The following is a 24,855-nucleotide window of genomic DNA, read 5'->3' as shown; positions in this document are numbered from 1 at the left end:
ATATCGTTGCCGCGGACAACCGGAAGTAAGGTAAGCCTTGCCTCAGGCTATCCGGTCGGGGCGGAGTCGGGCAGAGAGCGGTCGTGCGATGGGTCAGGCGTTCCTCGCCAGCTACCTGATCGGCCTGCGCGAGGGGCTGGAGATGGTCCTCGTGGTCAGCGTCCTCGTGGCCTACCTGGTCAAGACCGGCCGCCGCCGGCACCTGCTGCCCGTCTGGGCCGGGGTGGGCGCGGCCGTGGCGCTGAGCCTGGGCTTCGGCTGGCTGCTGACCTACCTCTCGTCGACGGTCCTGTACGGCCCCCAGCACGAGTTCTTCGACGCGATCACCTCCGTGGTCGCGGTCGGCCTCGTCACCTGGATGATCTTCTGGATGCGGCGCACCGCGCGCCGCCTGTCCGGCGAGCTGCGCGGCCGGCTGGACGGCGCCATCGGCATGGGCGTCGGGGCGGTCGTCGGGATCGCGTTCCTCGCCATCGCCCGCGAGGGCCTGGAGACGACGCTGCTGTTCTTCGCCTCCGCGCAGGGCGCCACGACGGCCGCCCCGCTGCTGGGCATCGGCGCCGGCCTGCTCACCGCCGTCGTCCTCGGGGTGCTGCTCTACGCCGGCGCCGTCCGGATCAACCTGACCACGTTCTTCACGGTCAGCGGCGTCCTGCTGATCTTCGTGGCCGCCGGCATCCTCAAGTACGGCGTCCACGACTTCCAGGAGGCCGGCGTCCTGCCGGGCCTGACCACCTACGCCTTCGACATCTCCGGCGTCCTCGACCCGAGCAGCTGGTACGGCGCCGTGATCGCCGGGCTGTTCAACATCACGCCGCAGCCGTCGGTGCTCGAGACGGTCGCCTGGGTGGCCTACCTGGTGCCGGTGCTCGTCGCCTTCCTCTGGCGGTCCCGCGGCCGTACGGCCGCCCCCAACCGTGTCGCCGACGTCCCGCCGGCCGCCCCTGCTCCCGTGGAGAAGACCTCGCATGTCCGTGCGTGACCGCCGCCGCCTCGCCCTGCTGACGACGGGGATCGTCGCCGCGCTCACCACCGCCGCGTGCGGTTCGTCGGACGGGGACGACGCCCCCGCCGACGCCGCCGCCGTGGCCGTGACCGCCGGCGACGACACCTGCGACGTCGCCGCCGACGAGCTGCCGGCCGGCACGCACACCTTCACGGTGACCAACACCGGCTCGAAGATCACCGAGTTCTACGTGTTCGGCGAGGGCGACCGGGTCGTCGGCGAGGTGGAGAACATCGCCCCCGGGGTCGCCCGCGAGCTGCGCGTCGAGCTGACCGCCGGCTCGTACGAGACCGCCTGCAAGCCGGGCATGGTCGGCGACGGGATCCGCTCCGCGCTGACGGTCACCGGCGAGTCCACCCGCCTGTCGGACGACGAGAACCTCGCGCAGGCCGGCGCCGACTACCAGCGCTACGTGCAGAGCCAGATTGGCGCGCTGCTGGAGCAGACCACCGCCTTCGTCACCGCGGTCAAGGCCGGGGACGTCGAGGAGGCCAAGCGGCTGTTCCCGATCGCCCGCACCTACTGGGAGCGGATCGAGCCGGTCGCGGAGAGCTTCGGCGACCTCGACCCGCTCATCGACGGCCGCGAGGGCGACCAGGAGGAGGGTCAGGACTTCACCGGTTTCCACCGCGTCGAGCAGGCGCTGTGGGAGACCGGCGACGTCTCCGCGATGGGCCCGTACGCCGACGAGCTGCTGACCAACGTCCAGGAGGTCGTCGACCGCGCCGACCAGGTGACCCTGGACCCGCTGCAGCTGGCCAACGGCGCCAAGGAGCTCCTCGACGAGATCGCCACGGGCAAGATCACCGGCGAGGAGGACCGCTACTCGCACACCGACCTGTGGGACTTCGCCGCCAATCTCGAGGGCTCGGAGGCGGCCGTCCAGGCGCTGCGCCCCTACCTGGAGGAGCAGGACGCCGACCTGGTGGCCGAGATCGACGCGCGCTTCGCCGACGCGGAGGCCGAGCTCGAGCAGTACCGCGAGGGCGACGGCTGGCGCTCCTATGCGCAGCTCACCCAGGAGCAGCTGCGCGGACTCTCCGACCGCATCACGGCCCTGACCGCGTCGGTCAGCCAGGTCGCGGCGGTCGTCGCGGGCCGATGAGCGAGCCGCAGCCGGCCGCTGGGCTGTCCCGCCGGCGGCTGCTGGGCTGGTTCGGGGCCGGCACCGCCGGCGTGCTGGCGGCCGGGGCGGCCGGCGGCGCCATCGGGCGGGCCACCGCCGACGAGCCGCGGCCCGGCACCGACGCCACCGACGCCACCGACGCCGTCGCGTTCCACGGCGCCCACCAGGCCGGCATCGTCACCCCGGCGCAGGACCGGCTGCACTTCGTCGCCTTCGACGTCATCACCGACAGCCGCGACGAGCTGGTCGAGATGCTGAAGGCGTGGACCGTCGCCGCCCGGCGGATGACCGCCGGGAAGGACGCCGGCGAGATCGGCGCGGTCGGCGGCTCGCCGTACGCGCCGCCGGAGGACACCGGCGAGGCGCTGGGGCTGCCGCCGTCCGGGCTGACGCTGACCATCGGGTTCGGCCCGACCCTGTTCAGCGCCGAGGACGGCGCCGACCGCTTCGGCCTGGCCGACCGCCGGCCGGCGCCCCTGGTGCCGCTGCCGTCGTTCCCGGGCGACGCGATCGACCCGGCCATCAGCGGCGGCGACCTGTGCATCCAGGCCTGCGCGAACGACCCGCAGGTCGCGGTGCACGCCGTGCGCAACCTGGTGCGGTTGGGCGCGGGCGTGGTCGGCGTCCGCTGGTCGCAGCTGGGCTTCGGCCGGACGTCGTCCACCAGCTCGGGGCAGGCCACCCCGCGCAACCTGTTCGGGTTCAAGGACGGCACCGACAACCTCAAGGCGGAGAACGACGCGGCGCTGGACCGCTTCGTGTGGGTGGGGGACGACGACGCCGGCTGGCTGGCCGGCGGGTCGTACCTGGTGACCCGGCGGATCCGCATGCACATCGAGACCTGGGACACCTCGACGCTGCAGGACCAGGAGCAGACGATCGGCCGCGCCAAGGGCAGCGGCGCCCCGCTCGGCCAGCGGCGAGAGTTCGACCCGGTCGACTTCTCGGAGACCGTCGACGGGCAGCCCGCCGTCCCCGAGACCTCGCACGTCTTCCTCGCGCACCCCAGCAACGCCGGGACGGCGATCCTGCGTCGCGGCTACAGCTTCGTCGACGGCTCCGACGGCCTGGGCCGGCTCGATGCCGGGCTGTTCTTCATCGCCTACCAGCGCGATCCCGAGACCGGCTTCGTCCAGGTGCAGAGGAACCTGCGGCACGACGCGATGAACGAGTACATCCAGCACACGTCGTCGGCGGTCTTCGCCTGCCCGCCCGGCGTCCGCGGGGACGACGACTGGTGGGGCCGGGCGCTGTTCGACGGCTGAGCGCGATGTGCGTCACGGTCCGATAGCGGACCGGTCCGTCCGCCCCGGTGTTGACATATCGTCTGGTGGGGCATGTGTGAGTGCTGCGCCGTCCGGGCACCGAGTGACACGGGTGGCGCAGTCAGCGTCTGCCCTTGGGCGGCAGTGGGGGCGGCCCGCAGACGGTCGGGCCGGACAGCGAGGAGTGACCCACGGTGGTCGAACCAGGACGTCGGTGCCTGGGCGACCGCTATGAGCTGCAGCAGCTGATCGCGGCCGGCGGCATGGGCCAGGTGTGGCGCGGCTACGACGAGCTGCTCGGCCGGTCGGTCGCGGTGAAGGTGCTCCGCAGCGAGTACACCGGCGACCCCACGTTCCTGGCCCGGTTCCGCGCCGAGGCCCAGCACGCCGCCTCGCTCTCGCACCCCAACATCGCCGCCGTCTTCGACTACGGCGAGGTGGTCGCCGAGGACGGCAGCGGCGAGACCCTCGCCTACCTGGTCATGGAGCTGGTGGAGGGCGAGCCGCTGTCGGCGGTGCTGCGCAGAGAGGCCCCGCTGGACATCCCGGCGACCCTCTCGGTGCTGCGCCAGACCGCGTTCGCCCTCGCCGAGGCCCACCGGGTCGGCATGGTGCACCGCGACGTCAAGCCGGGGAACATCCTGGTCCGGCCCGACGGCAGCGTGAAGATCACCGACTTCGGCATCGCCTGGTCGGCCGGCAGCGTGCCGCTCACCCGCACGGGCCAGGTGATCGGCACCGCGCAGTACCTCTCGCCGGAGCAGGCCGAGGGCAAGCACGCCACCCCGGCCAGCGACGTCTACGCCCTCGGCCTGGTCGGCTACGAGTGCCTGGTCGGCCACGCCGCGTTCGAGGGCGACAACCCGGTGACCATCGCGCTCAAGCAGGTGCGGCAGAACCCCGACCCCCTGCCCGAGGACCTCCCGCGCGGTGTCCGCACGCTCATCGGCCAGGCGCTGAACAAGGATCCGGACGCCCGCTACCCCGACGGCGCGGCCTTCGTCGACGCGATCGAGGAGACCATCGCCGGCCGCGAGCCGCCGACCGTCGCGGTCGACCGGCCGGCCGCGGCGGTGCCGCCCCCGGGGGCCGACCACGCGCCCACGCAGCTCACCCCCGCGGCGCACACCATCCGCCCGCCGGTGCGCCGGCGCCGGTCGATGGCCCTCGTGCTGGCGGCCGTCCTCGTCCTGGTGGCGGGCGCGACGATCGGCTTCCTGTTCCTGCAGCGCGCGTCCGACGACGGCGGCTCGGCACCCGCCGCCGCCACCAAGAAGTTGGAGAGCCCGGGGATCGTCCTCACCGCGGCCGACTACGTGGGCCGGCCGGTCGACGACGTCGTCACGGAGCTGACCCGGCGCGGCCTCGAGGTGCAGCTCAAGCCGGTGGTGGATCCCGCCGCCCAGCCGGGAAACGTCACGGACGTGAGCCCCGTGGGTCAGGAGCTGTCGGCCGGTGACCCGGTCGTCGTCTCCTACGCCCGCGCGCCCGGCGAGGACACGAGCACCCGCGTGCCGCAGGACGAGACAGCGGTGCTCGGCGACCAGGCACCGGCCCCGGCGGACGGGACGACGTCCGACAGCGTGAGCTCCGAGGCCGTCGACCCCACCACCCCCACGACGCCGGCGACCACGACGACCACGGCGCCGCCGTCCCTCGAGGGCGACCCGACGACCCCGACCGACGACCCGTCCCCGACCGCGTCGTCGTCGTCGTCCGGGTCGGGCTCCGGGACGGGGTCGGGCAGCGGTTCCTCCACGCCGCCGGCCAGCAGTTCGACACCGAGCACGAGCGGGCCCGACGGCGCCGACGACTGAACCTGCCATGTCCCCCGTCCGTGGGGCCCAGGTGTGGGCAGCGGCGCCCGCGGGCAGGCTGGGAGCCGGTCGCTCGAGGGGAGGCGTGCGTGGTCGCACCGGGCGGGCCGCCGCTCGGTGGCCGCTACGAGCTGCTGGGGCTGCTGGCCACCGGCGGCATGGGTCAGGTCTGGCGTGGCTGCGACCTCGTGCTCGGCCGGCCGGTCGCGGTGAAGGTGCTGCGCAGCGAGTACACCGGCGACCCGACGTTCCTGGCCCGTTTCCGCGCCGAGGCCCAGCACGCGGCGCTGCTGGCGCACCGCAACATCGCCGCGGTCTTCGACTACGGCGAGGCCCCGGCGGCGACCGGTGAGCACCTGGCCTACCTGGTCATGGAACTGGTGGACGGCGAGTCGCTGGCCGCCGTCCTGGCGCGGGAGGGTCGCCTCGACGTCCCGCGCACGCTCGACGTCCTCCGGCAGACCGCCGCGGGGCTGGCCGCGGCGCACGCCGCGGGGGTCGTGCACCGCGACGTCAAGCCGGGCAACCTGCTGGTCGGCACGGACGGCGTCGTGCGGATCACCGACTTCGGCGTCGCCTGGTCCGCCTCCGACGTGCCGCTGACGCAGACCGGGCAGGTGGTCGGCACCGCGCAGTACCTCTCGCCGGAGCAGGCCGAGGGGGGTCGTGGCGGTCCGGCCAGCGACGTCTACGCGCTCGGTCTGATCGGCTACGAGTGCCTGTCCGGGCACCGTGCCTTCGACGGCGGGACGCCGGTGCAGATCGCGCTGCGGCAGATCCGGGAGGAGCCCCCGCCGCTGCCGGTCGAGGTGCCCGGCCCGGTGCGCGCGCTCGTCGCCCGGGCGCTGTGCAAGGACCCGGCCGGGCGGTTCCCCGACGGCGCGGCGTTCCGCGACGCGGTCGACGACGTGCTGGCCGGGCGGCCGGTGCCTCCGCCGACCCGGCGGTTCGCGACCGGGGGGCGCCCCGGCGGCAGGCGCCGGCGGCGCGTGCTGGCGCCCGTGGGCGCGCTGCTCGCCGGCGCCCTGCTCGCGGGCGCGGGGATCGGTGTGGGCGCGCTGCAGTCGGCACCCCAGCCGGTCGGCCCGGCGGTCGCCGAGGCCGCGCCGGCGACCGGGGTCGTGCTGCGCTCGGCGGACCACGTCGGCCGGCCGGTGGACGACGTCGAGGCCGACCTGGCCGCCCTCGGCCTCCGGGTCGCCCGGGCGCCGGTGGAGACGTCGTCGGCGCCGGCGGGGACGGTCCTCGCGCTGGACCCGGTCGGGGCGCTGCAGCCCGGTGACCTGGTCACCGTCTCCTACGCCGTCGCGCCTGCCGCTCCGGCGCCGTCGAGCACCGTCCCGCCGGCGTCGGATCCGGCCGCGCCGGTGGAGGCTGCCCCGGTGGAGGCTGCCCCCGTGGAGGCGGCGGCCCCCGCGCCGGCGCCCCCGCCGGCCCCGCGCGGCGACGACCGACCCGTCCGCGGCAACGGGAACGGCAACGGCAACGGGAACGGGAACGGGAAGGGGAACGCCGGAGGGAACGGCAAGGGGAACGGGAACGGGCGCGGGAACCGCTGACGCCCGAACCCGCGCCGCGCTCAGGCCTGGCGGTCCCCCGGGGCGATCCAGAGCGCGACGCCGAGGCAGGCCAGCGCCGCGGTCAGCAGGAAGCCGCGGTTCGCGGTGACCTCCGGGAGGACCACCACCACCCAGAAGACGGCGAGACCGGTCAGCCCCGCGGCGGCGGTCTTCCACGCCCGGTCGTTGCGCAACTGACGCGAGCGGGCCGCGGCCAGCGCCCCCAGCAGGACGGCGACGGTCGCGAAGGCGGCCCAGAGCGGTGCCGCCGTCCAGAGCCGCGCCTCCCGGCCGGCGCCCATCAGCAACCCGATTTCCAGCAGCACGGCCGACGTGAGGACGAGGACGCGGACGGTGGCGGTGCCCCGCCGCGGCCGGACCCGCAAGCCCCCGGGCGCCGGCCGGGGCGGGCGCGGCAGGCCGTCGACGGGGCCGGTGGGCTGCACGTCGGCGGGCGTGCGGGGCGGAGCGTCGTCCCGGACGCTGTTGTGGGTCAGCCGCACCGTGCGGTGGGCCGTCGTGCGCGGGGGAGGTGGGGAAAGGGACACGCGGGTCCTCCTGGCCTTCTTGCTGGACGGGCCCGTCCTCGGGGCCGCTGCGTGTGCGGACGCTAGCCACGGCACGGTCGTCGTCCCGGGGAACGTCCGCCGCGCGTCGGGTGCGTCGCTCCTGTCCGCATACGGACCGACCGTCCCCGTTAGGGTCGCCGCGTGGGCATGCGCGCCGGAGTCGTCGTCACCGGGACCGAGGTGCTGACCGGGCGGGTGACCGACCGGAACGGGCCGTGGCTGGCCGAGCGGTTGCGCGAGCTCGGCGTCGACGTCGGTCACGTCATCGTCGTGGGGGACAGGCCGGACGACGTCCGCTCCGCCCTGGAGTTCCTCGCCGGCACCGGCGTCGGGCTGGTGATCACCTCCGGCGGGCTCGGCCCGACCGCGGACGACCTGACCGCCCAGGTGGTCGGGGACTACCAGGGCCGGCCGTCAGCGGTCGACCCGGCGCTCGAACAGCGGATCGGCGGGATCGTCGAGCGGCTGATGGCCCGCCGGGGGTGGCGAGCCGATCCGGAGGCGACGGCGGCCGGCGTCCGCAAGCAGGCGCTGGTGCCCGCGGGTGCGACCGTGCTCGAGCCGGTCGGGACGGCGCCCGGCCTCGTCGTCCCGCCCGCCGAGGGGCGCAGCGGGCCGACGGTGCTCGTGCTCCCGGGTCCGCCGGCCGAGCTCCAGGGCATGTGGGCGGCGGCGGTGGCCGCCGAGCCGACCCAGCGGGCGCTGGCCGGCCGCGAGGAGCTGCGTCAGGAGACGCTGCGGCTGTGGGGGACGCTGGAGTCACAGCTGGCCGCGACCCTGCGGGCGCACGACGCCGAGCTCGGCGGCCTGGAGATCACCACATGCCTGCGGGACGGCGAGCTGGAGATCGTCACGCGCTACGCCCCGGAGGCGGAGGCGGCGTACGAGCGGCTGATCGCCGCGGTCGAGGAGGACTTCGGCGACACCCTGTTCTCCCGCGGGCCGTCGCTCGACGACCTGGTCGCCCAGGGGTTCGCCGAGCGTGGGCTGACCGTCGCCACCGCCGAGTCGTGCACCGGGGGCCTGCTCGCCGCGCGGCTGACCGAGCGGCCTGGCTCGTCGGCCTGGGTTCTCGGCGGCCTCACCACGTACGCCAACTCGGCGAAGGAGCGGCTGGCCGACGTCCCGGCCGACCTGCTCGCCGAGCACGGGGCGGTCAGCCCCGAGGTCGCCGCCGCGCTGGCCGAGGGCGCCCGTGCCCGTTTCGGCGCGGACATCGGCGTCGGCATCACGGGGATCGCCGGCCCCGGCGGGGGGACGCCGGACAAGCCGGTCGGCACGGTGCACCTGTGCGCCGTCGGCCCCGACGGCCGGCAGGTGAAGTCGCTCCGGCTGCCCGGGTCACGCTCCGCGGTCCGCGCCCGTTCCGTGGTGATGGCGATGCACCTGCTGCGGGTCCTCCTACTGGGTGGACCACCCGCCTGACAAGGCCTCCGCCACAACTGTGGCAGCGGTCTGACCTGGGGATTCGGCGCGGGCGTTCCCTTTCGTCGATATTCTTCGCACATGTGTTCGAGTCACTTGCAGGACGGCGACCTGCACGGGTTGACCGCGCCGGAGCTGCTCGACCGCACACGGGCACTGGTCGCCGAGCGGAACCGGATCGACGCCGAGCTGGCGCGCACGGTCCGCGTCGCGGACAACCGGCAGGCCTTCGCCGGGGACGGGATGGCCACGGCGCAGTCGTGGCTGCGCGGGCACTGCCGGCTCTCGGGTGCCGCCGCGTCGCAGGTGGTGCGCAACGGGCGGGCGCTGGAGCAGCTGCCCGCGGTGGCCGCGGCGCACGCGGCCGGGGAGCTCACCGCCGATCAGGTGGCGGTGATCGCCAGGATCACCGGGCCGCGGGCGGCCGCGCTGATCGCGCAACGGGACGGCGACCTGGCCGGCATCGCCGGCGTGCTCGCCCGCTTCGCCGCCGGGCACAAGCACGAGGAGCTGGTGCGGCTGGTGCACACCCTGCTCGAGCGGCTCGACGAGGACGGCCCGGAGCCCGATCCGACCGAGGAGCGGTTCCTGTCCTTTGCCAAGCACGCCGACGGCTCGGGCACCGGCCGCTTCCACCTCGACGCCCTCGGCATGGAGAAGCTGCAGGCGGCGATCGAGTCGCTGCTGCAGGCCCACCGGCCCGCCGGGGATGCGCGGACCCAGCCGCAGCGGAACGCCGACGCGCTGGTGCAGCTGGCCGACATCCACCTCGGCTGCGGCACCCTGCCGCTGCTGCGCACCGTCAAACCGCAGGTCGCGGTCAAGATCGGTTCCGCCGACCTGGCCGATCCCGCCGTGGGCCGGGGCGCCGCGGAGGCGATGTTCGGCGGGGTGGTCTCCGCCGCCCGCGCCCGGCAGGTGGCCTGCGACGCCGAGCTGCGCCGCTACCTGCGCACCGCCGAGGGTGAGCTGCTCGACCTGGGCCGGGCTCAGCGGCTGGTCACCCCGGGCCTGCGCAGGGCCGTCGAACTCCGCGACGAGACCTGCGTATTCGCCGGCTGCGGGGCCCCGCACCACTGGTGCGAGGTTCATCACGTCATTCATTGGCTCTTCGGCGGCGAGACCGACCTGGAGAACTCCGGGCTGCTGTGCGAGCGGCACCACACCCAGGTGCACCACGGCTTCCGGATCGAGCGAGATACCGCCGGCCGGTGGCACACCTACCGCCCCGACGGCACCGAGATCCTCACCCTCCGGCGACCGGCCGACGACCCAGGGCTCTCGCGCGCCGGGTGATACGCCGAAGAACCTGCCCTCGCGGGTTTCCCCGCGCACCGACCTGAGTACTGAAGGGGCATGCCCAAGCCGTCGGGCGTCTGCGACTGGCGGGCTCTGTCCCGCTGGCCCTGGGCCCGACGCGTGCTTCTGCTCGTGTTCTTCTCGGCCGGCGGTTTGCTGCTCCTGCTCGCGACGGGCCGTACCGCCCGCGCTGCCGACGACCCACTCCCCGGGGTGTCCGGCGCGGTCGACGTCGTGACAGACGCAGCACCCTCCGCCGACCCCGCCCCGCCACCTCCTGAGCCCGCGCCCGCGCCAGCTGAGGCGGCCGCCGCAGCCGCCGAGGCTGCGGACGCCCCAGCACCCGCGTCCGAGGTGACCCGGACGGTCACGGACTCGGTGTCGGAGGCCACGTCTGCGCCACCGGTGGAGGCGCCGCCTCCGCCTGCCGAGCCGGACCCGGCTGTGACCGACACCTTCGGGCAGGTCACAGACGCCGTCCCGCCGGCCGTCGATGAGGCCGTGGCGCCGGTCGCCGAGCCGGCGGCGCCAGCGGCGGCTGACGTGCTCGAGCCGGTGGCCGACGCGGTCGTGACACCTCCGGCTGAGACGGTGACACCGCCAGCGGAGACGCCGTCTGCTCAGCCTGACGAGGGCGTCCCTCCGGTGATCGACCGGGTGGCCCCGGTGGTCGAGCCCGTCGTGACGCCGGTGGTGGAGACAGCTGGCCCAACGCTCGATGAGGCCATCGATCCGGTGGTCAACGCAGTTGCGCCGGTGATCGAGACCGCCGAGCCGGTCATCGATGTGGGGGACCCGGTTGTGCCGCCCGGCGCGGAGGTCATCCCGCCGGTAGTCGGCGTGGTGCCGCCGGTGCTGGGCACCGTCCCTCCGGTCTTGGAGAGGGTGCCGCCGGTCTTGGAGAGGGTGCCGCCGGTCTTGGAGAGGGTGCCGCCGGTGGTCGGTGCCGTGCCACCTGTGCTCGAGGGCCTGCCTCCGGTGTTGGAGACCGTCCCGCCGGTCTTGGAGAGGGTGCCGCCGGTGGTCGGTGCCGTGCCACCTGTGCTCGAGGGCCTGCCTCCGGTGTTGGAGACCGTCCCGCCGGTGGTGGGTGTGGTGCCGCCGGTCCTGGACACCGCCCCTCCGGTGCTGGACACCGCCCCTCCGGTGCTGGAGACGCTGCCTCCGGTGCTGGACACCGCCCCTCCGGTGCTGGAGACGCTGCCTCCGGTGCTGGACACCGCCCCTCCGGTGCTGGAGACGCTGCCTCCGGTGCTGGACACCGCCCCTCCGGTGCTGGAGACGCTGCCTCCGGTGCTGGAGACGCTGCCGCCGGTGTTGGAGACCGTCCCGCCGGTCGTGGGTGTGGTGCCGCCGGTGTTGGAGACGGTGCCTCCGGTGCTGGAGACGCTCCCGCCGGTGGTCGGTGTCGTGCCACCGGTGCTCGAGACTCTGCCTCCGGTGCTGGACCCGGTCGTCCCGGTTGTCGGCGAGGTCCTCAGCCTCATGGTTCCGCCGTTGGTCGCGGTGATCGCCCCCGTCGCCCCGGCTGCCACCCCGGTTCTCGAGGCCGTCGCCGATGCTCTGCCCCCGGTCGTCGAGGCCGCGGTGCCGGCCGTCGAGGCGGTCACTCCTCCGGTCTCCGTCGTGACGACACCAGCCGCCGTGATCAGCGCCGCGGCCTTCTCGACCACCCTGTTCGCGCCGGCCACCGTCGTGCCGACGACCCCACGCGACAGTGCTGCGAAGACCGCCACGCCGGACGACGGCAGCCGCCAGAGCGCACCCGCCGTCCCGACCCCGGTCGCACCCACCGTGCCCGACGGCGTCCCGTCGTCGACCCAGGCGCCGTCTGCGTCTGGGGCCGGCTGGAGCGCCCCGGCCCTGCTGGCGGCCCTGTTCTCGGCGACGCGGCCTCCTGAGCTCGGCCACCAGGTCTCTCCCGGACCGGTGCGCGCGCTCGTCTGCGGCTCGGATCCCGAGCCGTCCTTCTCGCCTGACTGACCGTCCCTCGGGCCGGTCCCTGCCCGCGTGATCCCACGCGCGCAGCGGCCGGCCGCATCCCCGCACGGCCGTCCGCTCGCGCTCGCGCACGGACGGCCCGGGGGGAGGGACTCCGCACGCTGACCTGAGCCTGCTCGTCGCCGCGCCCCTCCTCCCGGGAAACCGGCGGTGGCTGCCCGAACTGTCACGGGGCAGCTCGAGCAGCCACCCCGGAGCGGCCCGCACCGTGTCCGCCCGGGTTTCACGGGGCCGGACGGGCACGAGCGGACCCGCCCGCCACTCGCATCCGCCCGGGTTTCACGGGGCCGGGCGGCAGCGAGCGGCCCGGTTCGCAGCAGCCTCGGCGAGCGGTACCCGGCCCGCCTACCGGCCGGTAACGTGCGCCACATGAGCGCCACCCACGAGGTCACCAACCAGGTCCCGCCCCTGGTGGGCCACGACCCCATCGCCGGTGACGCCGCCCTCGCCGAGGCCTGCCTGCGGCACGCCGACGCGCCGGCCCTGGAGTCGCTGGCCGCGCTCGGCCGGCTGGCCGGCGGCGAGCAGGCGCAGGAGTGGGGCCGGCTGGCCAACGAGAACCCGCCGAAGCTGCGCACCCACGACCGCTACGGTCACCGGATCGACGAGGTCGAGTTCCACCCGGCCTGGCACGAGCTCATGCGAACGGCGATCGAGCACGGCCTGGCCGGCGCGCCCTGGGCGAGTGAGGAGCAGCACGCCCACGTCCGGCGCGCCGTCGGCTATCTCGGCTGGACGCAGGTCGAGATGGGCCACGGCTGCCCGGTCACCATGACCTACGCCGCCGTCCCGGCGCTGCGCCGCGCCCCCGAGCTGGCCGCCCGCTACGAGCCGGGGCTGACGGCGCAGAAGTACGCCTTCGGGCTGGCCGAGCCCACGAGCAAGCCCGGACTGGTCGCCGGCATGGGCATGACCGAGAAGCAGGGCGGCTCCGACGTCCGGGCCAACACCACCCACGCCGTCCCGCAGCCCGACGGCACCTACGCCCTGACAGGGCACAAGTGGTTCACCTCGGCGCCGATGAGCGACCTGTTCCTGGTCCTCGCCCAGCTCGACGAGGGCGTCTCCTGCTTCCTCGTGCCCCGGGTGCTGCCCGACGGCAGCCGCAACGTGTTCCACGTGCAACGTCTCAAGGACAAGCTGGGCGACCGCTCGAACGCCTCCAGCGAGGTCGAGTTCGAGGGGACGACGGGCTGGCTGGTCGGCGACCCGGGACGCGGCGTCCCCACGATCATCGAGATGGTCAACGTCACCCGGCTGGACTGCGTGCTCGGCTCGGCCGCCACCGTGCGGGCCGCGCTCACCCAGGCGATCCACCACGCCGACCACCGCCGCGCGTTCGGCGCCCTGCTCGCCGACCAGCCCCTCATGCAGAACGTCCTCGCCGACCTCGCCGTCGAGAGCGAGGCGGCCACGGCGCTGGCGATCCGGCTGGCCGCCGCCCTGGACGGCGGCGAGGCCGACTTCCTGCGCCTGGCCGGCGCCGCGGCGAAGTTCTGGGTCTGCAAGCGGACGCCCGCCGTCGTGGCCGAGGCGCTCGAGGTGCTCGGCGGCAACGGCTACGTCGAGGAGTCCGGGCTGCCGCGGCTCTACCGGCAGGCGCCGCTGAACTCCATCTGGGAGGGCTCGGGCAACGTCATCGCCCTCGACGTCCTGCGGGCCATGGGCCGGCACGCGGACTCGCTGGCCGCCGTCACCGCCGAGATCGAGCTCGCCCGCGGCGCCGACCCCCGCTTCGACGAGGCGGTCAAGCGCCTCGCCGCCGAGCTGGGCGAACCGGACCAGCTGCCGCTGCGTGCCCGTCGAGTCGCCGGCCTGCTGGCCCTGTGCCTGCAGGGCTCGCTGCTGCTGCGGTTCGCGCCGTCCGCCGTCGCCGACGCGTTCTGCGCCACCCGCCTGGGCGGCGACTGGGGCGCCGTCCTCGGCACCCTCCCGGCCGGGACCGGGACGCGGGCGATCGTCGAGCGGGCGCGGATCACACCCGTGTGAGACAGCGTGGGGTCGCATTACTCTCGGGGGTGCGTCGGTCGCACTCGACTGTCGCCGGCGCCGTTCAGGTCGGGCGTGCCGCGCTCTCCGCGGCGCAGGTTCCGACGCGCCGCAGGGGGAACGAGAGAGCGGGCAGCGTGGAGTCTCGGGACGTCGACCGGCCACCGGTCCGTCATGACCCCCTGCAGTCCATCCCCGATGCGGTGTTCCGGCTGGACCGCCGGTGGCGCTTCACCTACGTGAACCCGGCCGGTGAGCGACTCCTCCGGACCCCCGCCGACGAGCTGGTCGGTAGCACCATCGCGAGCTGCCGACCGGAGATCCGCGGCACGCTGCTGGCCGACCAGCTGGTCACGGTGGCCCAGGACGGCCGGCCGCGGGCCTTCGAGTACCTGCACGAGGCATCGCAGCGGTGGTACGAGGTCCGCGCCAACACCGATGCCGACGGCGTCACGGTGTTCGTCCGCGACATCGACGAGCGACGCCGGGTCGACCAGGCGCGCACGGCCGAGATGGGCCAGCTCACCGCGATCCTCGAGTCCCTGCCCGCGGCGACCGTCCTCGTCGGCGAGGACGGTCGCATCCTCACCGTCAACCGGGCCTGGACCGCGGACGGCGAGGTGCTGAAGCAGAACGGTGTCATTCCCGGCGGCGTCGGGGACGACTACCTCGAGGTGATGGCCCGGGGCCTGGAGCCGGCGGACCACGCGGCGATCACCGCCGGGCTGCGTCGGCTCATGGCCGACGACCGCGACGACCCGCCGACCTTCGACCACGAGTACTCGCACCGGATGGGTGCCACGCTCAGCTGGTACCGCCTGCAGGCCGCACGGGTCGACTCCTCCCGCCGCGTGGTGGTCAGCCACATCGATGTCACCGAGCAGGTGTGCACCGAGCAGGCCCTGGCCTGGCAGGCCGACCACGACGAGCTGACCGGTCTGCCGAACCGCTCCCGGATGCTCCAGCTGATCGCCGAGGCGCTGGAGGACCGCGAGGGCGGGACGACGGCGCTGCTGCACTTGGACCTCGACGGGTTCAAGACGATCAACGACTCCCTCGGCCACCAGGTCGGCGACGCGCTGCTGCGCCAGGTCGCCTACCGGCTCGTCGAGCAGGTGCGCCCCGGGGACGCCGTCGGCCGGCTGGCCGGCGACCAGTTCCTCGTGCTGGCCCGCGCGGTGGACAGCTCCGAGGCGGCCGCCCTGGCGTTCCGGCTGCAGAACTCCTTTGCGGCGCCCTTCCCGGCCGAGGGGCTGGCCGTGCCGCTGTCGGCCAGCATCGGGGTGGCGGTGGCCGAGCGGGGCGCCGACGCCCACGGCCTGCTGGGCGACGCCGACTCGGCCATGTACGCCGCCAAGGCCTCCGGCCGCGACCGGGTGCACCTGTTCTCGCCCGGGCTGCGGGAGGCCGCGCGCTGGCGGCTGGAGGTGGCCACCCGGCTGCGCGACGGCGCCATCAGCCAGCTCGTCGTCCACTACCAGCCGGTGGTGCGGCTGGACTCCGGGGCGATCGAGGGCGTCGAGGCCCTCGTGCGCTGGCAGCACCCCGAGCGCGGCCTGCTCCCGCCGGACGCCTTCCTCTCGGTGGCCGAGGAGACCGGCCAGCTGATCCCGATGACCCGCTGGCTGCTGCAGGAGACCAGCCGCAACGCCGCGCAGTGGGCCGCCGACGGCCTGCCGCTGCGCATCGCGGTCAACATCAGCGCCCGCCACTTCGCCACCGAGACCCTGGTCCGCGACGTGCGGTCGGCGCTGCGGGAATCCGGGCTGCCCCCGGAGCAGCTGACCCTCGAGCTGACCGAGACCAGCCTGGCCGAGGACCCCGCCCGCGCGGAGGACCAGCTCTCCGTGCTGCGCTCCTTCGGTGTCCGGGTGGCCATCGACGACTTCGGGACCGGCTGGTCGTCCCTCGCGCAGCTGCTGGCGCTGCCCATCGGCACGCTGAAGATCGACCGGTCGCTGCTCACCGCGGCCCAGCGGGTGTCCACCCCGGCCGCCGGCGACGTCCTCGCCGCGATCGTGGCCCTCACCCGCACCCTGGGCATCCGCTCGGTGGCCGAGGGGGTGGAGACCCCGGAGCACCTGCGGCTGGTGCGCGCGGCCGGCTGCGACCTGGCGCAGGGCTGGCTGCTGGGACAGCCCATGCCGGCGGCGGAGATCCCGGGCTGGGTGCGCGCCGTCCAGGCCGCCGGCGGCGACCGGTGCGCGCTCGTGGAGGGCGCGGCCAGGTGATCGACCGGCCCGCACGCCGCCGCGTCCGCCGGGCCAGCGCGCCGGCCGGGCCCCCACGGACGGCGATCGACCTGCCCGCCACCGTGCTGACCGGCGGCGGGCACACTGCGGAGGTGCTCGACAGCCCCGACCTGGCCGCCCGGCCGGCATCCGCGCCCGGCGACGGCCGGCCCCGCCCGCCGCTGGACCTGCTCATCTGGGACGCCCCGAACATCGACATGACCCTGTCGACGGTGATCGGGGCGCGCCCCACGGCGGAGACCCGCCCGCGGTTCGACGCGATCGCCGCCTGGTTCGTGGAGGGCGCCGGGGATCCGGACGGGCCGGACGCGTCCGAGGTCGAGGCGTGCGTGTTCGCCAACATCCCGCCGGTCGTGGGCAGCCTGCAGCGGTGGGTGGAGGCGCTGCGGAGCTTCGGCTTCGCCGTCTTCGCGCGGCCGAAGCTGCAGCCGGACGACGACATCGACCAGGACATGCTCGACCACATCACCGTCCGGTCGCACAGCCACCGGCTGCGCCGGCTGGTGGTCTTCTCCGGCGACGGGCGCAACTTCGCCGAGCCGCTGGAGGAGCTGGCGCGGGAGGGCACCCAGGTCGTCGTCGTCGCCTTCAGCGAGGTCGCCGGCTACGCGATCAGCTCCGACCTGCTCGAGTTCATCGACATCGAGGACGTGCCCGGCGCGTTCGCCGCCCCGCTGGACCGCGTGCGGCTGGACGCGCTGCCGCCGGACGGCGCGTGGCTGCGGCCGACGCGAGGTTTGCGCGAGTTCGTCAGCGGCTTCACCGCCCGCCGCAACGGCTGAGCGCGGCGGGTCAGCGGGCGGGCTCGGCCGTCGGCGCGCCGACGCTGTTGCGGGTGATCTTGGCCCGGTACAGCTGGGCATCCGCGGACGCCATCAGCTCCAGCGGGTAGGCGCGCGACCCGGCGGCCACGCCGACGCCCAGGGACAGGCTCACCTCGCCCGGCGCGAAGCCGGTCGGCTGCAGCTCGGCGGCCGCGGCGCGCACCGCCTCCGCCAGCTCGGCGGCGCGGGCCAGGTCGGCGCCCGGCATGAGGACGGCGAGCTCGTCGCCGCCGAGCCGCGCCACCAGGTCGGTGCCGCGCACCGACCGGCGCAGCAGCGCCGCGACCTGCCGGAGCGCCTCGTCCCCGCCGGCGTGCCCGTGGCGGTCGTTGACGTCCTTGAAGTGGTCGATGTCCAGGAGGACGACGGCCAGCCCGGTGCCGCGCTCGCGCGCCTCGGCGCACCCGGTGGACAGCTCGGCGTCCCACCGGCGGCGGTTGGCCAGCCCGGTGAGCGGGTCCTCGTGGCTGAGCCGGTCCAGCCGGGCCAGCAGGCCCCGGGTGCGCTCCTGCTCCCGCTCCAGCCGGACGCGGGCGCGCAGTTCCCGCACCGCGATCCGCTGCCGCAGCACGTGCGCCACCACGGAGATCAGGGACGCCGTCGCCAGGTAGTAGCCGACGATCCCCAGGGTCTGCGGCGACATCGGCTCGGGCCCCAGCAGCGCCGCCCCGGCGAAGGCGAGGGCGGTCACGGCGACCAGCGCGCCGGTCCAGCGCGGCCGGCCGGAGAGGATGCACCCGCTGCCGTACAGCGCCAGCGAGAGGCCCATGGCGTAGGCCTCTGCGTGCGTCACCTGGGTGGCCATCCAGACGATGTCGAGCTGGACCAGCGTCAGGACCGCCACCGTGATGCGCTGCGGGTGCCGCCGGCCGACCGGGTGCCGCCAGAGCAGCCACAGCGCGACCAGCATCGGCGCGGCGCAGAGGAGGCGGACCAGCGCGAACGGGCCCACGAGCTCCGGCTCGAGCAGGACGTCGAAGCCGGTCCAGGCGGGCAGCACGAGGGCGGCGAAGGTGACGATGAGCAGCGCCGACGCGCGGCCGCGCTGGTGCAGCTCCGCACGCAGCTCGGGCGCGGCCGCGATGAGCTCCCGGAGGGAGGCGCGCTCGGAGAGCTCCTCGTCGGCCCGCCGGCCCGTCGCGGGCACGTCGGACGCCGGGACGTCGGCCGGGTCCGCGTGGACGGCGACGCCCCGGCGCAGCACCGCGGAGCCGCGGTGGACGACGGAGGGAAGCACACCTCCCCATCGGCAGGCCGGCCCGCGAGCCTGAGCGCCGCCCACCCCTCGCGGGTGAGGCCCCCTTGCCGGGTGTCCCGGGACCGGTGGCGGGGAAGGACCGGGCCACAGCGGCGAGGAGGGGCGATGGCGGTCTGCGAGGTCTGCGGCAACGACTACGACATGAGCTTCGAGGTGGTCGCCGCCGGGGAGCGGCACACGTTCGACAGCTTCGAGTGCGCGATCCACCGGATGGCGCCGGTCTGCGAGCACTGCGGGTGCAAGGTGATCGGCCACGGCGTCGTCGTGGACGGGCAGTTCTACTGCTGCGCCCACTGCGCCCGGCACGAGCACGCCGGCGCCGGGGTGGCCGACCGAGCCTGAGCAGCGGCCTGAGCGGCCGGAAGGGTCAGCGGCGGCCCTCGCGCAGCATGGCGAGCGCCTTGTCGATGCGGCGGGCGCGGGTCTCGGGCGCCTTGGCGCCGTCGATCGCGAGCACGTGCCGCTGCCGGTGGCTGTAGGGCAGCGCCTCGAAGGCCGCCCGCGCCGCCGCGTCGCCGGCCAGTGCGTCCGCCAGATCCGGCGGCACGGTCACCTCGCGCGGTGCGTCGTCCAGCTCGACGTCGACCTCGACCTCGTCACCGGCGGCGACGCCGGCGCCGGCGCGGTTCTCCGCGCTGATCGGCAGCAGGTACACGCCGCCGCGCGTGGCCACGGTGCTGCGGTAGGTGTGCCCGCCGATGGTCACGCGGACGGGCGGCTTCTTCCCCGCGCCGAGGGCCTCGACGACCTCGGGCGGCACCCGCATGCCCGTCGCCGTGCGGCCGCCGAGCTCCACCGTCGTCCGGAATCTCATGGCGGGGGAGTGTGCCGCCGGTGGCGTCAGGCCGGAAGGGGCGCGTCCACGGCGGCCCGAGGCGCGGGGATCGCGCCGTCGAGCAGTCCCGGCCGCTGCTGGGCGGCCGGCCGCGGCCGGGCGAAGAGGAAGCCCTGCGCGTGCGAGCACTGCAACGACTGCAGCACGCTGCGCTGGGCGACGTCCTCCACGCCCTCGGCGACGACGTCGAGGTGCAGGCTGCGGGCCAGCTCGATGATCGACGAGACGAGGGTCCGCGAGGCGCCGTCCTGGGCCAGGTCGGTGACGAAACTCCGGTCGATCTTGATGGTGTCCGCCGGCAGCCGCCGGAGGTAGGACAGGCTCGAGTAGCCGGTGCCGAAGTCGTCGATCGCGATGCGGACGCCGAGGGTGCGCAGGGCCCGCAGCCGGTCGACCACGCGCTCGATGTCCTGCACCAGCACGCTCTCGGTGACCTCCAGCGTCAGCTGGACGGCGGGCAGGCCGGTCTCCTCCAGCGCGGCCGCGACGGTCGCGACGACGTCGTCGTCGGCGAGCTGGCGGGGCGAGAGGTTCACCGCCATCCCGATCGGCCGGCCGGCCTCGCGCGACCACGTGACGGCCTGGCGGGCGGCCTCGGTGAGCACCCAGGCGCCGATGGGCACGATCAGGCCGGTGTCCTCGGCCAGCGGGATGAAGTCCGCGGGGGAGACCAGGCCGCGCTCCGGGTGCTGCCAGCGCACCAGCGCCTCGTAGCTGGTCACCTCGCCGGCGGGAAGGCCGACCACCGGCTGGTAGTGCACCGCGAGCTGGCCCTCGGGCAGCGCCCGCGCGAGGCTCTCGACCAGCTCGGCCTTGCCCCGCGCCTCCTGCGCCATGCCGTCGGCGTAGACGACGACGCGGTGCTTGCCCTGCGCCTTCGCCAGGTACATCGCCAGGTCGGCGTTGCGCAGCAGCGCCTCGGCGCTGCGCTCGCCGGGGGTGGTGGTGTCGGCGACACCGATGCTCACGTGCACGACGACGGTGCGCCCGTCGAGGGACACCGGGTCGCCGAAGGCGGCCAGGATCCGGGCGGCGACGGCGCGGGCGGTCTGCGGCCCGGCGCCCATGACGACGGCGAACTCGTCGCCGCCGAGGCGGGCGACCAGGTCCTCCGGCCGCACGCAGCCGGCCAGGCGCCCGGCCACGGCCAGCAGCAGCTGGTCGCCGGCGGAGTGGCCGCGGGTGTCGTTGACGTCCTTGAAGTCGTCGACGTCGAGCAGCAGGACGCTGACCGGCTCACGGCGCCGCTGCAGCAGCGCGGAGGCGGTCTCGAGCAGCTGCGTGCGGTTGGCCAGGCCGGTGAGCGGGTCGCGCAGCCCCTGCTGCTCGTTGAGCCGCCACGCGGCGAGGTTGGCCAGGCTCGCCGCCAGCACGAACGCGCCGTGGATGCCGGCCCAGACCCACGGCTGCGCCTGGGCCTGCGCGGTGCCGAACACCTCGTGCGGATGCCAGGTCCCCATGACGCCGTGGTGCGCGATGGTCAGCAGCAGCGCCACGCCGAACGGCGTCCAGTCCTGGTACAGCGAGACGACGCCGACGACGACGAAGAAGGAGAAGTGCGACTCGGTGATGCCGGCCATGAGGTGCACGAGCAGGACGGCGCCCCCGACCAGGCTCACCGTCGTGGCGGCCGCGCGCAGCTTGCGGCCGAACTCGTCCGGCAGCGCGAGGGGCAGCGGCAGCAGCAGCGCCAGCGTGCTGCAGAGCGCGACCAGCGGCGATGCGCCGGTCAGCAGCGACATCACACCGAGCCCGGCCGCCTGGATCCCGGCGATCCGGACGATCATGGAGTGACGGCGCTGCCAGACCGGTTCGGGCAGCAGCCGTCCCTCGGGGAGGAGCGCGGCCAGGCGCGTCGGCAGGACGTTGAGCACGCCGTCCTATCGGTCGAGTCAGTTCCGTACTTGAACGGTGGAGCGGACCTCCCCCTCCCGAGGGAGGGCCGTGCGGTGGTTGCCCGCAGGGACCGGCGGGACGCGAGTGACGCGGCCGGGCGGCGCGCCGGGCGGGGGACGGAGGCGGGCGACCGTCGCGGCGACTACGGTTCGTCACCGCGGGGCCCGGTGCGTCACCCGGATCCCGGAACCGCAGATCGGAGAGGACCCATGACCAGCGAACCCGGCGTCGACCATCCGGAGGAGCAGACCGAGGCCGAGGTCACGCTCACCGGGCGCGGGATCTCGGTCAGCACGCGCGTGGAGTTCGTCGGCGACGGCGTCCTCACGGTCCGGCCGTCGGTCAGCGAGTACGTCGAGCAGGTCGTGGCCACGACCGGCGACAAGGTCGAGGTCTTCTGGAAGGCCGGCGAGGAGACCCGCGCGCTGCCCGCCGAGGTGCTGCAGGCGGAGGCGGGTGCGGCGCCCCGCTGGCGGCTGCAGATCACCGGCCCGTCGGAGGTCAGCCAGCGCCGCCAGGCCGTGCGCGCCCGCGTGGCGCTGCCCGTCGAGGTGGGCTACGGCAGCACCGAGCTGACCGGGGAGTCCATCGACCTCAGCGAGGCCGGGATGCGGATCGCCTGCGAGGGCTTCGGCGTCCCGCCGGAGGAGGGCGCGAGCCTGGACCTGGTGGTCGACCTGGGCGACGGCCCCGCCGTCCGCAACAAGGGTGAGGTCGTGCGCATGCAGGCGCGCGGCGCCCGCTGGCTGCTGTCGGTCCGCTTCCTCGACCTGCCGGAGAAGGACGGCGACCGGATGCGCCGCCGCGTGTTCCAGGCGCTGCGCGAGGAGCGGGCCCGGCAGAGCGACTGAGCTCAGTCCCGCCAGCGGATCTCGGGGGAGCGGGGCTCGGGCAGCTGGTCGCGGGCGCTCTCGAGCTCCTCCCGGCCGGACGGCAGCCGCGCCCAGACGTGCTTGCGGCCCGGCCGGCGCTCCCAGCCGTAGTCCACCGACAGCTGGGCGACCAGGTGCAGCCCCATGCCGCCGAGCGCGGGATCGCGGTCGACGGCGGGGATCGGCGGCCGGTCCGGGGCCTCGTCGCTGAGGTCGAGCAGCCAGCCGTCGGGGCCGGCGATCACCAGCGCGCGGACGTCACCGCCGCCGTGCCGCATCGCGTTGGACGCCAGCTCCTCGAAGACCAGCAGCAGCCCGTCACGCGCGTCGTCCGTGGACGAGGCGCTCACCGAGGGGTGCGCGATCCGCGCGCGCAGGTCCGACCGCACCCGCGAGACGACCGACAGGGACGACAGCTGCCAGTGCCAGACGTCGCCGGGCACCGAGGGGACCGGGACGCACGGCCAGGTCACGGGGGGATCGGGGTCCCGGCTCGGCTCCAGAGCCATCGCCTCCCCCCTTGCGTCCGCTCCGCAGGCGGGCCGGGCACGACGCGGCCGGCCGACACCCATCCTCGCCGATCGCACCGCGCCGCGCAGAAGGGGCCCGGATCCGGGGGGCTCTTGGCAGACTCGGCACCGTGGAGCAACTGCTGCGTGACCTCAGCCGGGTGGTGCTGGCCAACCGCACGCTGCACGACGTCCTCACCGAGATCACGTCGATCGCGGTGCGCGGCATCCCCGGCTCCGAGGCGACGTCCATCACGCTGGTCCGCGACGACAAGGGCTACACCGCGGCGTACTCGGGCGAGATGGCGCTGTCCGCCGACGAGCTGCAGTACCAGGAGGGGTCCGGCCCCTGCCTCGACGCCGGCCGCGGCGGTGTGGTCCTGCGCATCGACGACATGCGCACCGAGCGACGCTGGCCGCACTACTGCGAGCGGGTCGCCGAGCAGGGCGTGCGCAGCTCGCTGTCGGTCCCGCTGCCCTACCAGGGCATCAGCATCGGGGCCTTGAACAACTACTCCACCGAGCCGGGCGCGTTCGACTCGCCGGAGTCGCTGGGGGCCGCCCTGGACGTGGCCGAGTTCGTCGCGGTCGCCGTCGTCAACGCGACCGCGCACGCCGAGCTGGGCGAGCAGGCGCGCCACATGCGGCTCGCCATGGAGTCGCGGGCGGTGATCGAGCAGGCCAAGGGGGTGCTCATGGCCCAGCGGCACGTGGGCGCCGAGCAGGCGTTCGAGATCCTTCGCGAGGCCTCGCAGCGCTACAACCGCAAGCTGCGGGACATCGCGACGGGGATCGTCGCCTCGACCCGGGAGAACCAGCCCCGCTGAAGGGCAGCGCATGTCCGCCCGGGCCAGTGCGATCCTGTCGAGCCTCCTCGCCGGCGGTGCCGGCGCGGACGGCCTGCCTGGACGGTTGGCCGACGCCTGTGCCCGGGCCCTTCCGGGCACCGGCGTAGCCCTGGTGCTGGCGAGGGACCCGGGCCCGCCGCTGACCGTCGCCGTCTGCGGCCGGGGGGCCGCGCTGATGGAGGAGCTGGAGTTCACGCTGGGAGAGGGGCCCTCCGTGGACGCGGTGCGCGGCGGGCGCCCGGTCCTGCAGCCCGATCTGGCCAGGACCGGCCCGGCGCGGTGGCCGGTGTTCTGCGCCGGCGCCCTGGACGCCGGGATCGCCGCCGTCTTCGCGCTGCCGCTGGTCATCGGCAGGATCCGCCTCGGCAGTCTCGATCTCTGCCGGGAGCGCCCCGAGGGCCTGTCCGACGCCGAGTTCGCTGAAGCGCTCTCGTTCGCCGATGTCGCGACGACCGTCCTGCTCCACCTGCGGACGGACGCCGGGATCGGCACGATCGCCGTCCTCGAGGACCGCGCCGAGGTGCACCAGGCCACCGGCATGATCTCGGTGCAGGCGGGGGTTCCCCTGAGGCAGGCCTTGGCCCTGCTCCGGGCCCGCGCCTACGCGGCCGAGCGACCCATCACCGCGGTGGCCACGGATGTGCTCTCCGGAGCGGTGCGCTTCTCCGGGGACGACGAGGGACGTATACACGGGTAACGACGTGGTCGGGCGGACCGTCGTGAAGAGGCGGACGGGAGGGTCGCATGGCCGGATCCGAGCGGCTGGCGCAGGTGTTCGTGGAACTCGCCGACACCCTGGTGGAGGAGTTCGACGCGGTCGACTTCCTGCAGGTGCTGGCCGACCGGTGCGTCGAGCTGCTCGACGCCGACGCCGCGGGTCTGATGCTCGCCGATCAACGAGGCGACCTGCAGCTGGTCGCGGCCACCACGGAGCCGGCCCGGGAGGTGGAGCAGTTCCAGCTCGACGTCCAGGAAGGCCCCTGCCTGGACTGCTTCGTCACCGGAGCCCCGCAGGCCAACATCAGCCTGGCCGCCGCCGCCGGCCGGTGGCCGCGGTTCTGCCGCATGGCTCTCGACGCAGGGTTCGGCGGGACGCACGCCCTGCCGATGCGGCTGCGCGGCCAGGTGATCGGTGCGCTGAACCTGTTCACCGCCGAACCCCGTGCCCTGAGCCAGTCGGACGTCGCGGTCGGGCAGGCGATGGCCGACGTCGCGACGATCGGGCTGCTGCACGAGCGGAACCTGCATGACCAGACGGTGCTCTCCGAGCAGCTCCAGGGCGCGCTGAACAGCAGGGTGCTCATCGAGCAGGCCAAGGGGGTGCTGGCGGCGCGCTCCGGCATCAGCGTGGCCGAGGCCTTCACCCGGATGCGGTCGCACGCCCGGCGGCACGGGCTGACCCTGACCGGCGTGGCCGCCGCCGTGGTGGAGGGCAGGGTGGACGAACGGGTGCTCCTCCGGTCCTGACCGGCCCTTCCCTGCTCGTCCGGCGGTCCCGGGGGAAT

At 74.9% G+C, this 24,855-nt stretch carries 21 protein-coding genes; 16 read left to right on the top strand and 5 right to left on the bottom strand.

From position 1 onward, the window contains the following. The first annotated feature begins 88 nt into the window (after positions 1-88). From efeU to ACWIYF_RS00600, 5 genes are all read left to right on the top strand, one after another. Complete coding sequence (gene efeU / locus ACWIYF_RS00620) at positions 89-982, top strand: iron uptake transporter permease EfeU (RefSeq protein ID WP_448626178.1); 894 nt, start codon at positions 89-91, stop codon at positions 980-982. Beyond that, entirely contained in the window at positions 969-2,111 is a 1,143-nt protein-coding gene (efeO, locus tag ACWIYF_RS00615; RefSeq protein ID WP_448626177.1) for an iron uptake system protein EfeO, read from the top strand. The genes efeU and efeO overlap by 14 nt, the downstream gene beginning before the upstream one ends. Further along, positions 2,108-3,397 carry an iron uptake transporter deferrochelatase/peroxidase subunit gene (gene efeB, locus ACWIYF_RS00610; protein WP_448626176.1) on the top strand — a complete coding sequence of 430 codons (1,290 nt, stop codon included), beginning with the start codon at positions 2,108-2,110 and terminating at the stop codon, positions 3,395-3,397. The genes efeO and efeB overlap by 4 nt, the downstream gene beginning before the upstream one ends. A 194-nt stretch (positions 3,398-3,591) precedes the next feature. Next, entirely contained in the window at positions 3,592-5,214 is a 1,623-nt protein-coding gene (locus tag ACWIYF_RS00605) for a protein kinase domain-containing protein (protein ID WP_448626175.1), read from the top strand. An 89-nt stretch (positions 5,215-5,303) separates the two neighbouring features. Then, positions 5,304-6,773 (top strand): serine/threonine protein kinase, encoded by a 1,470-nt coding sequence (locus ACWIYF_RS00600; RefSeq protein WP_448626174.1) that lies wholly within the window; start codon positions 5,304-5,306, stop codon positions 6,771-6,773. 20 nt (positions 6,774-6,793) lie between these two features. Here ACWIYF_RS00600 and ACWIYF_RS00595 read toward each other — a convergent pair whose 3' ends face one another. Further along, the gene (locus ACWIYF_RS00595; RefSeq protein ID WP_448626173.1) at positions 6,794-7,321 is read right to left on the bottom strand and encodes a hypothetical protein; all 528 of its coding nucleotides are present in this window, start codon (positions 7,319-7,321) and stop codon (positions 6,794-6,796) included. Positions 7,322-7,489: 168 nt separating this feature from the next. On the opposite strand from ACWIYF_RS00595, the gene ACWIYF_RS00590 reads away from it, so the two are divergent. The 6 genes from ACWIYF_RS00590 (at position 7,490) to ACWIYF_RS00565 (ending at position 17,090) form a co-directional block, all read left to right on the top strand. Beyond that, positions 7,490-8,767, top strand: coding sequence for a competence/damage-inducible protein A (locus ACWIYF_RS00590; protein WP_448628718.1), 1,278 nt, complete (start codon positions 7,490-7,492; stop codon positions 8,765-8,767). Between the two features lie 81 nt (positions 8,768-8,848). Beyond that, positions 8,849-10,063 (top strand): DUF222 domain-containing protein, encoded by a 1,215-nt coding sequence (locus ACWIYF_RS00585; RefSeq protein ID WP_448626172.1) that lies wholly within the window; start codon positions 8,849-8,851, stop codon positions 10,061-10,063. A gap of 669 nt (positions 10,064-10,732) precedes the next feature. After that, positions 10,733-12,049 carry a hypothetical protein gene (locus tag ACWIYF_RS00580; protein ID WP_448626171.1) on the top strand — a complete coding sequence of 439 codons (1,317 nt, stop codon included), beginning with the start codon at positions 10,733-10,735 and terminating at the stop codon, positions 12,047-12,049. Positions 12,050-12,436: 387 nt separating this feature from the next. After that, positions 12,437-14,056 (top strand): acyl-CoA dehydrogenase family protein, encoded by a 1,620-nt coding sequence (locus tag ACWIYF_RS00575; protein ID WP_448626170.1) that lies wholly within the window; start codon positions 12,437-12,439, stop codon positions 14,054-14,056. 137 nt (positions 14,057-14,193) lie between these two features. After that, positions 14,194-16,287 carry a putative bifunctional diguanylate cyclase/phosphodiesterase gene (locus ACWIYF_RS00570; protein WP_448626169.1) on the top strand — a complete coding sequence of 698 codons (2,094 nt, stop codon included), beginning with the start codon at positions 14,194-14,196 and terminating at the stop codon, positions 16,285-16,287. Then, positions 16,284-17,090 carry an NYN domain-containing protein gene (locus ACWIYF_RS00565; protein ID WP_448626168.1) on the top strand — a complete coding sequence of 269 codons (807 nt, stop codon included), beginning with the start codon at positions 16,284-16,286 and terminating at the stop codon, positions 17,088-17,090. Before ACWIYF_RS00570 ends, ACWIYF_RS00565 begins: the two co-directional genes overlap by 4 nt. A 10-nt stretch (positions 17,091-17,100) precedes the next feature. Here the strand turns inward: ACWIYF_RS00565 and ACWIYF_RS00560 are convergent, their stop codons facing one another. After that, a complete protein-coding gene (locus ACWIYF_RS00560) occupies positions 17,101-18,369 on the bottom strand; it encodes a diguanylate cyclase (protein WP_448626167.1) in 1,269 nt (422 codons plus the stop codon). Positions 18,370-18,495: 126 nt separating this feature from the next. Between ACWIYF_RS00560 and ACWIYF_RS00555 the strand changes: the two genes are divergently transcribed. Then, on the top strand, positions 18,496-18,732 hold the full coding sequence (locus tag ACWIYF_RS00555; RefSeq protein WP_448626166.1) for a hypothetical protein: 237 nt from the start codon (positions 18,496-18,498) through the stop codon (positions 18,730-18,732). A 25-nt stretch (positions 18,733-18,757) separates the two neighbouring features. Here ACWIYF_RS00555 and ACWIYF_RS00550 read toward each other — a convergent pair whose 3' ends face one another. Then, positions 18,758-19,204, bottom strand: coding sequence for a YdeI/OmpD-associated family protein (locus ACWIYF_RS00550; protein ID WP_448626165.1), 447 nt, complete (start codon positions 19,202-19,204; stop codon positions 18,758-18,760). Between the two features lie 26 nt (positions 19,205-19,230). Then, complete coding sequence (locus ACWIYF_RS00545; RefSeq protein WP_448626164.1) at positions 19,231-21,099, bottom strand: putative bifunctional diguanylate cyclase/phosphodiesterase; 1,869 nt, start codon at positions 21,097-21,099, stop codon at positions 19,231-19,233. A 231-nt stretch (positions 21,100-21,330) separates the two neighbouring features. On the opposite strand from ACWIYF_RS00545, the gene ACWIYF_RS00540 reads away from it, so the two are divergent. Then, positions 21,331-21,972 (top strand): flagellar brake protein, encoded by a 642-nt coding sequence (locus tag ACWIYF_RS00540; protein WP_448626163.1) that lies wholly within the window; start codon positions 21,331-21,333, stop codon positions 21,970-21,972. A 2-nt stretch (positions 21,973-21,974) separates the two neighbouring features. On the opposite strand, the gene ACWIYF_RS00535 is transcribed toward ACWIYF_RS00540, so the two are convergent. Next, positions 21,975-22,502, bottom strand: coding sequence for an ATP-binding protein (locus ACWIYF_RS00535; protein ID WP_448626162.1), 528 nt, complete (start codon positions 22,500-22,502; stop codon positions 21,975-21,977). A 131-nt stretch (positions 22,503-22,633) separates the two neighbouring features. Here ACWIYF_RS00535 and ACWIYF_RS00530 point away from each other — a divergent pair, with 131 nt between their 5' ends. Genes ACWIYF_RS00530 through ACWIYF_RS00520 form a run of 3 tightly spaced genes read left to right on the top strand, consistent with a single transcriptional unit; the run spans position 22,634 to position 24,817 of the window. Further along, positions 22,634-23,329, top strand: a complete 696-nt coding sequence (locus tag ACWIYF_RS00530) for a GAF and ANTAR domain-containing protein (RefSeq protein ID WP_448626161.1) — start codon at positions 22,634-22,636, stop codon at positions 23,327-23,329. A 10-nt stretch (positions 23,330-23,339) separates the two neighbouring features. After that, positions 23,340-24,047, top strand: coding sequence for a GAF domain-containing protein (locus ACWIYF_RS00525; RefSeq protein WP_448626160.1), 708 nt, complete (start codon positions 23,340-23,342; stop codon positions 24,045-24,047). 47 nt (positions 24,048-24,094) lie between these two features. Then, positions 24,095-24,817 (top strand): ANTAR domain-containing protein, encoded by a 723-nt coding sequence (locus ACWIYF_RS00520; RefSeq protein ID WP_448626159.1) that lies wholly within the window; start codon positions 24,095-24,097, stop codon positions 24,815-24,817. Positions 24,818-24,855 lie beyond the last annotated feature (38 nt).

The sequence above is a fragment of the Geodermatophilus sp. URMC 64 genome (genome assembly GCF_053502555.1).
This window is presented reverse-complemented; position numbering and strand designations above follow the sequence as displayed.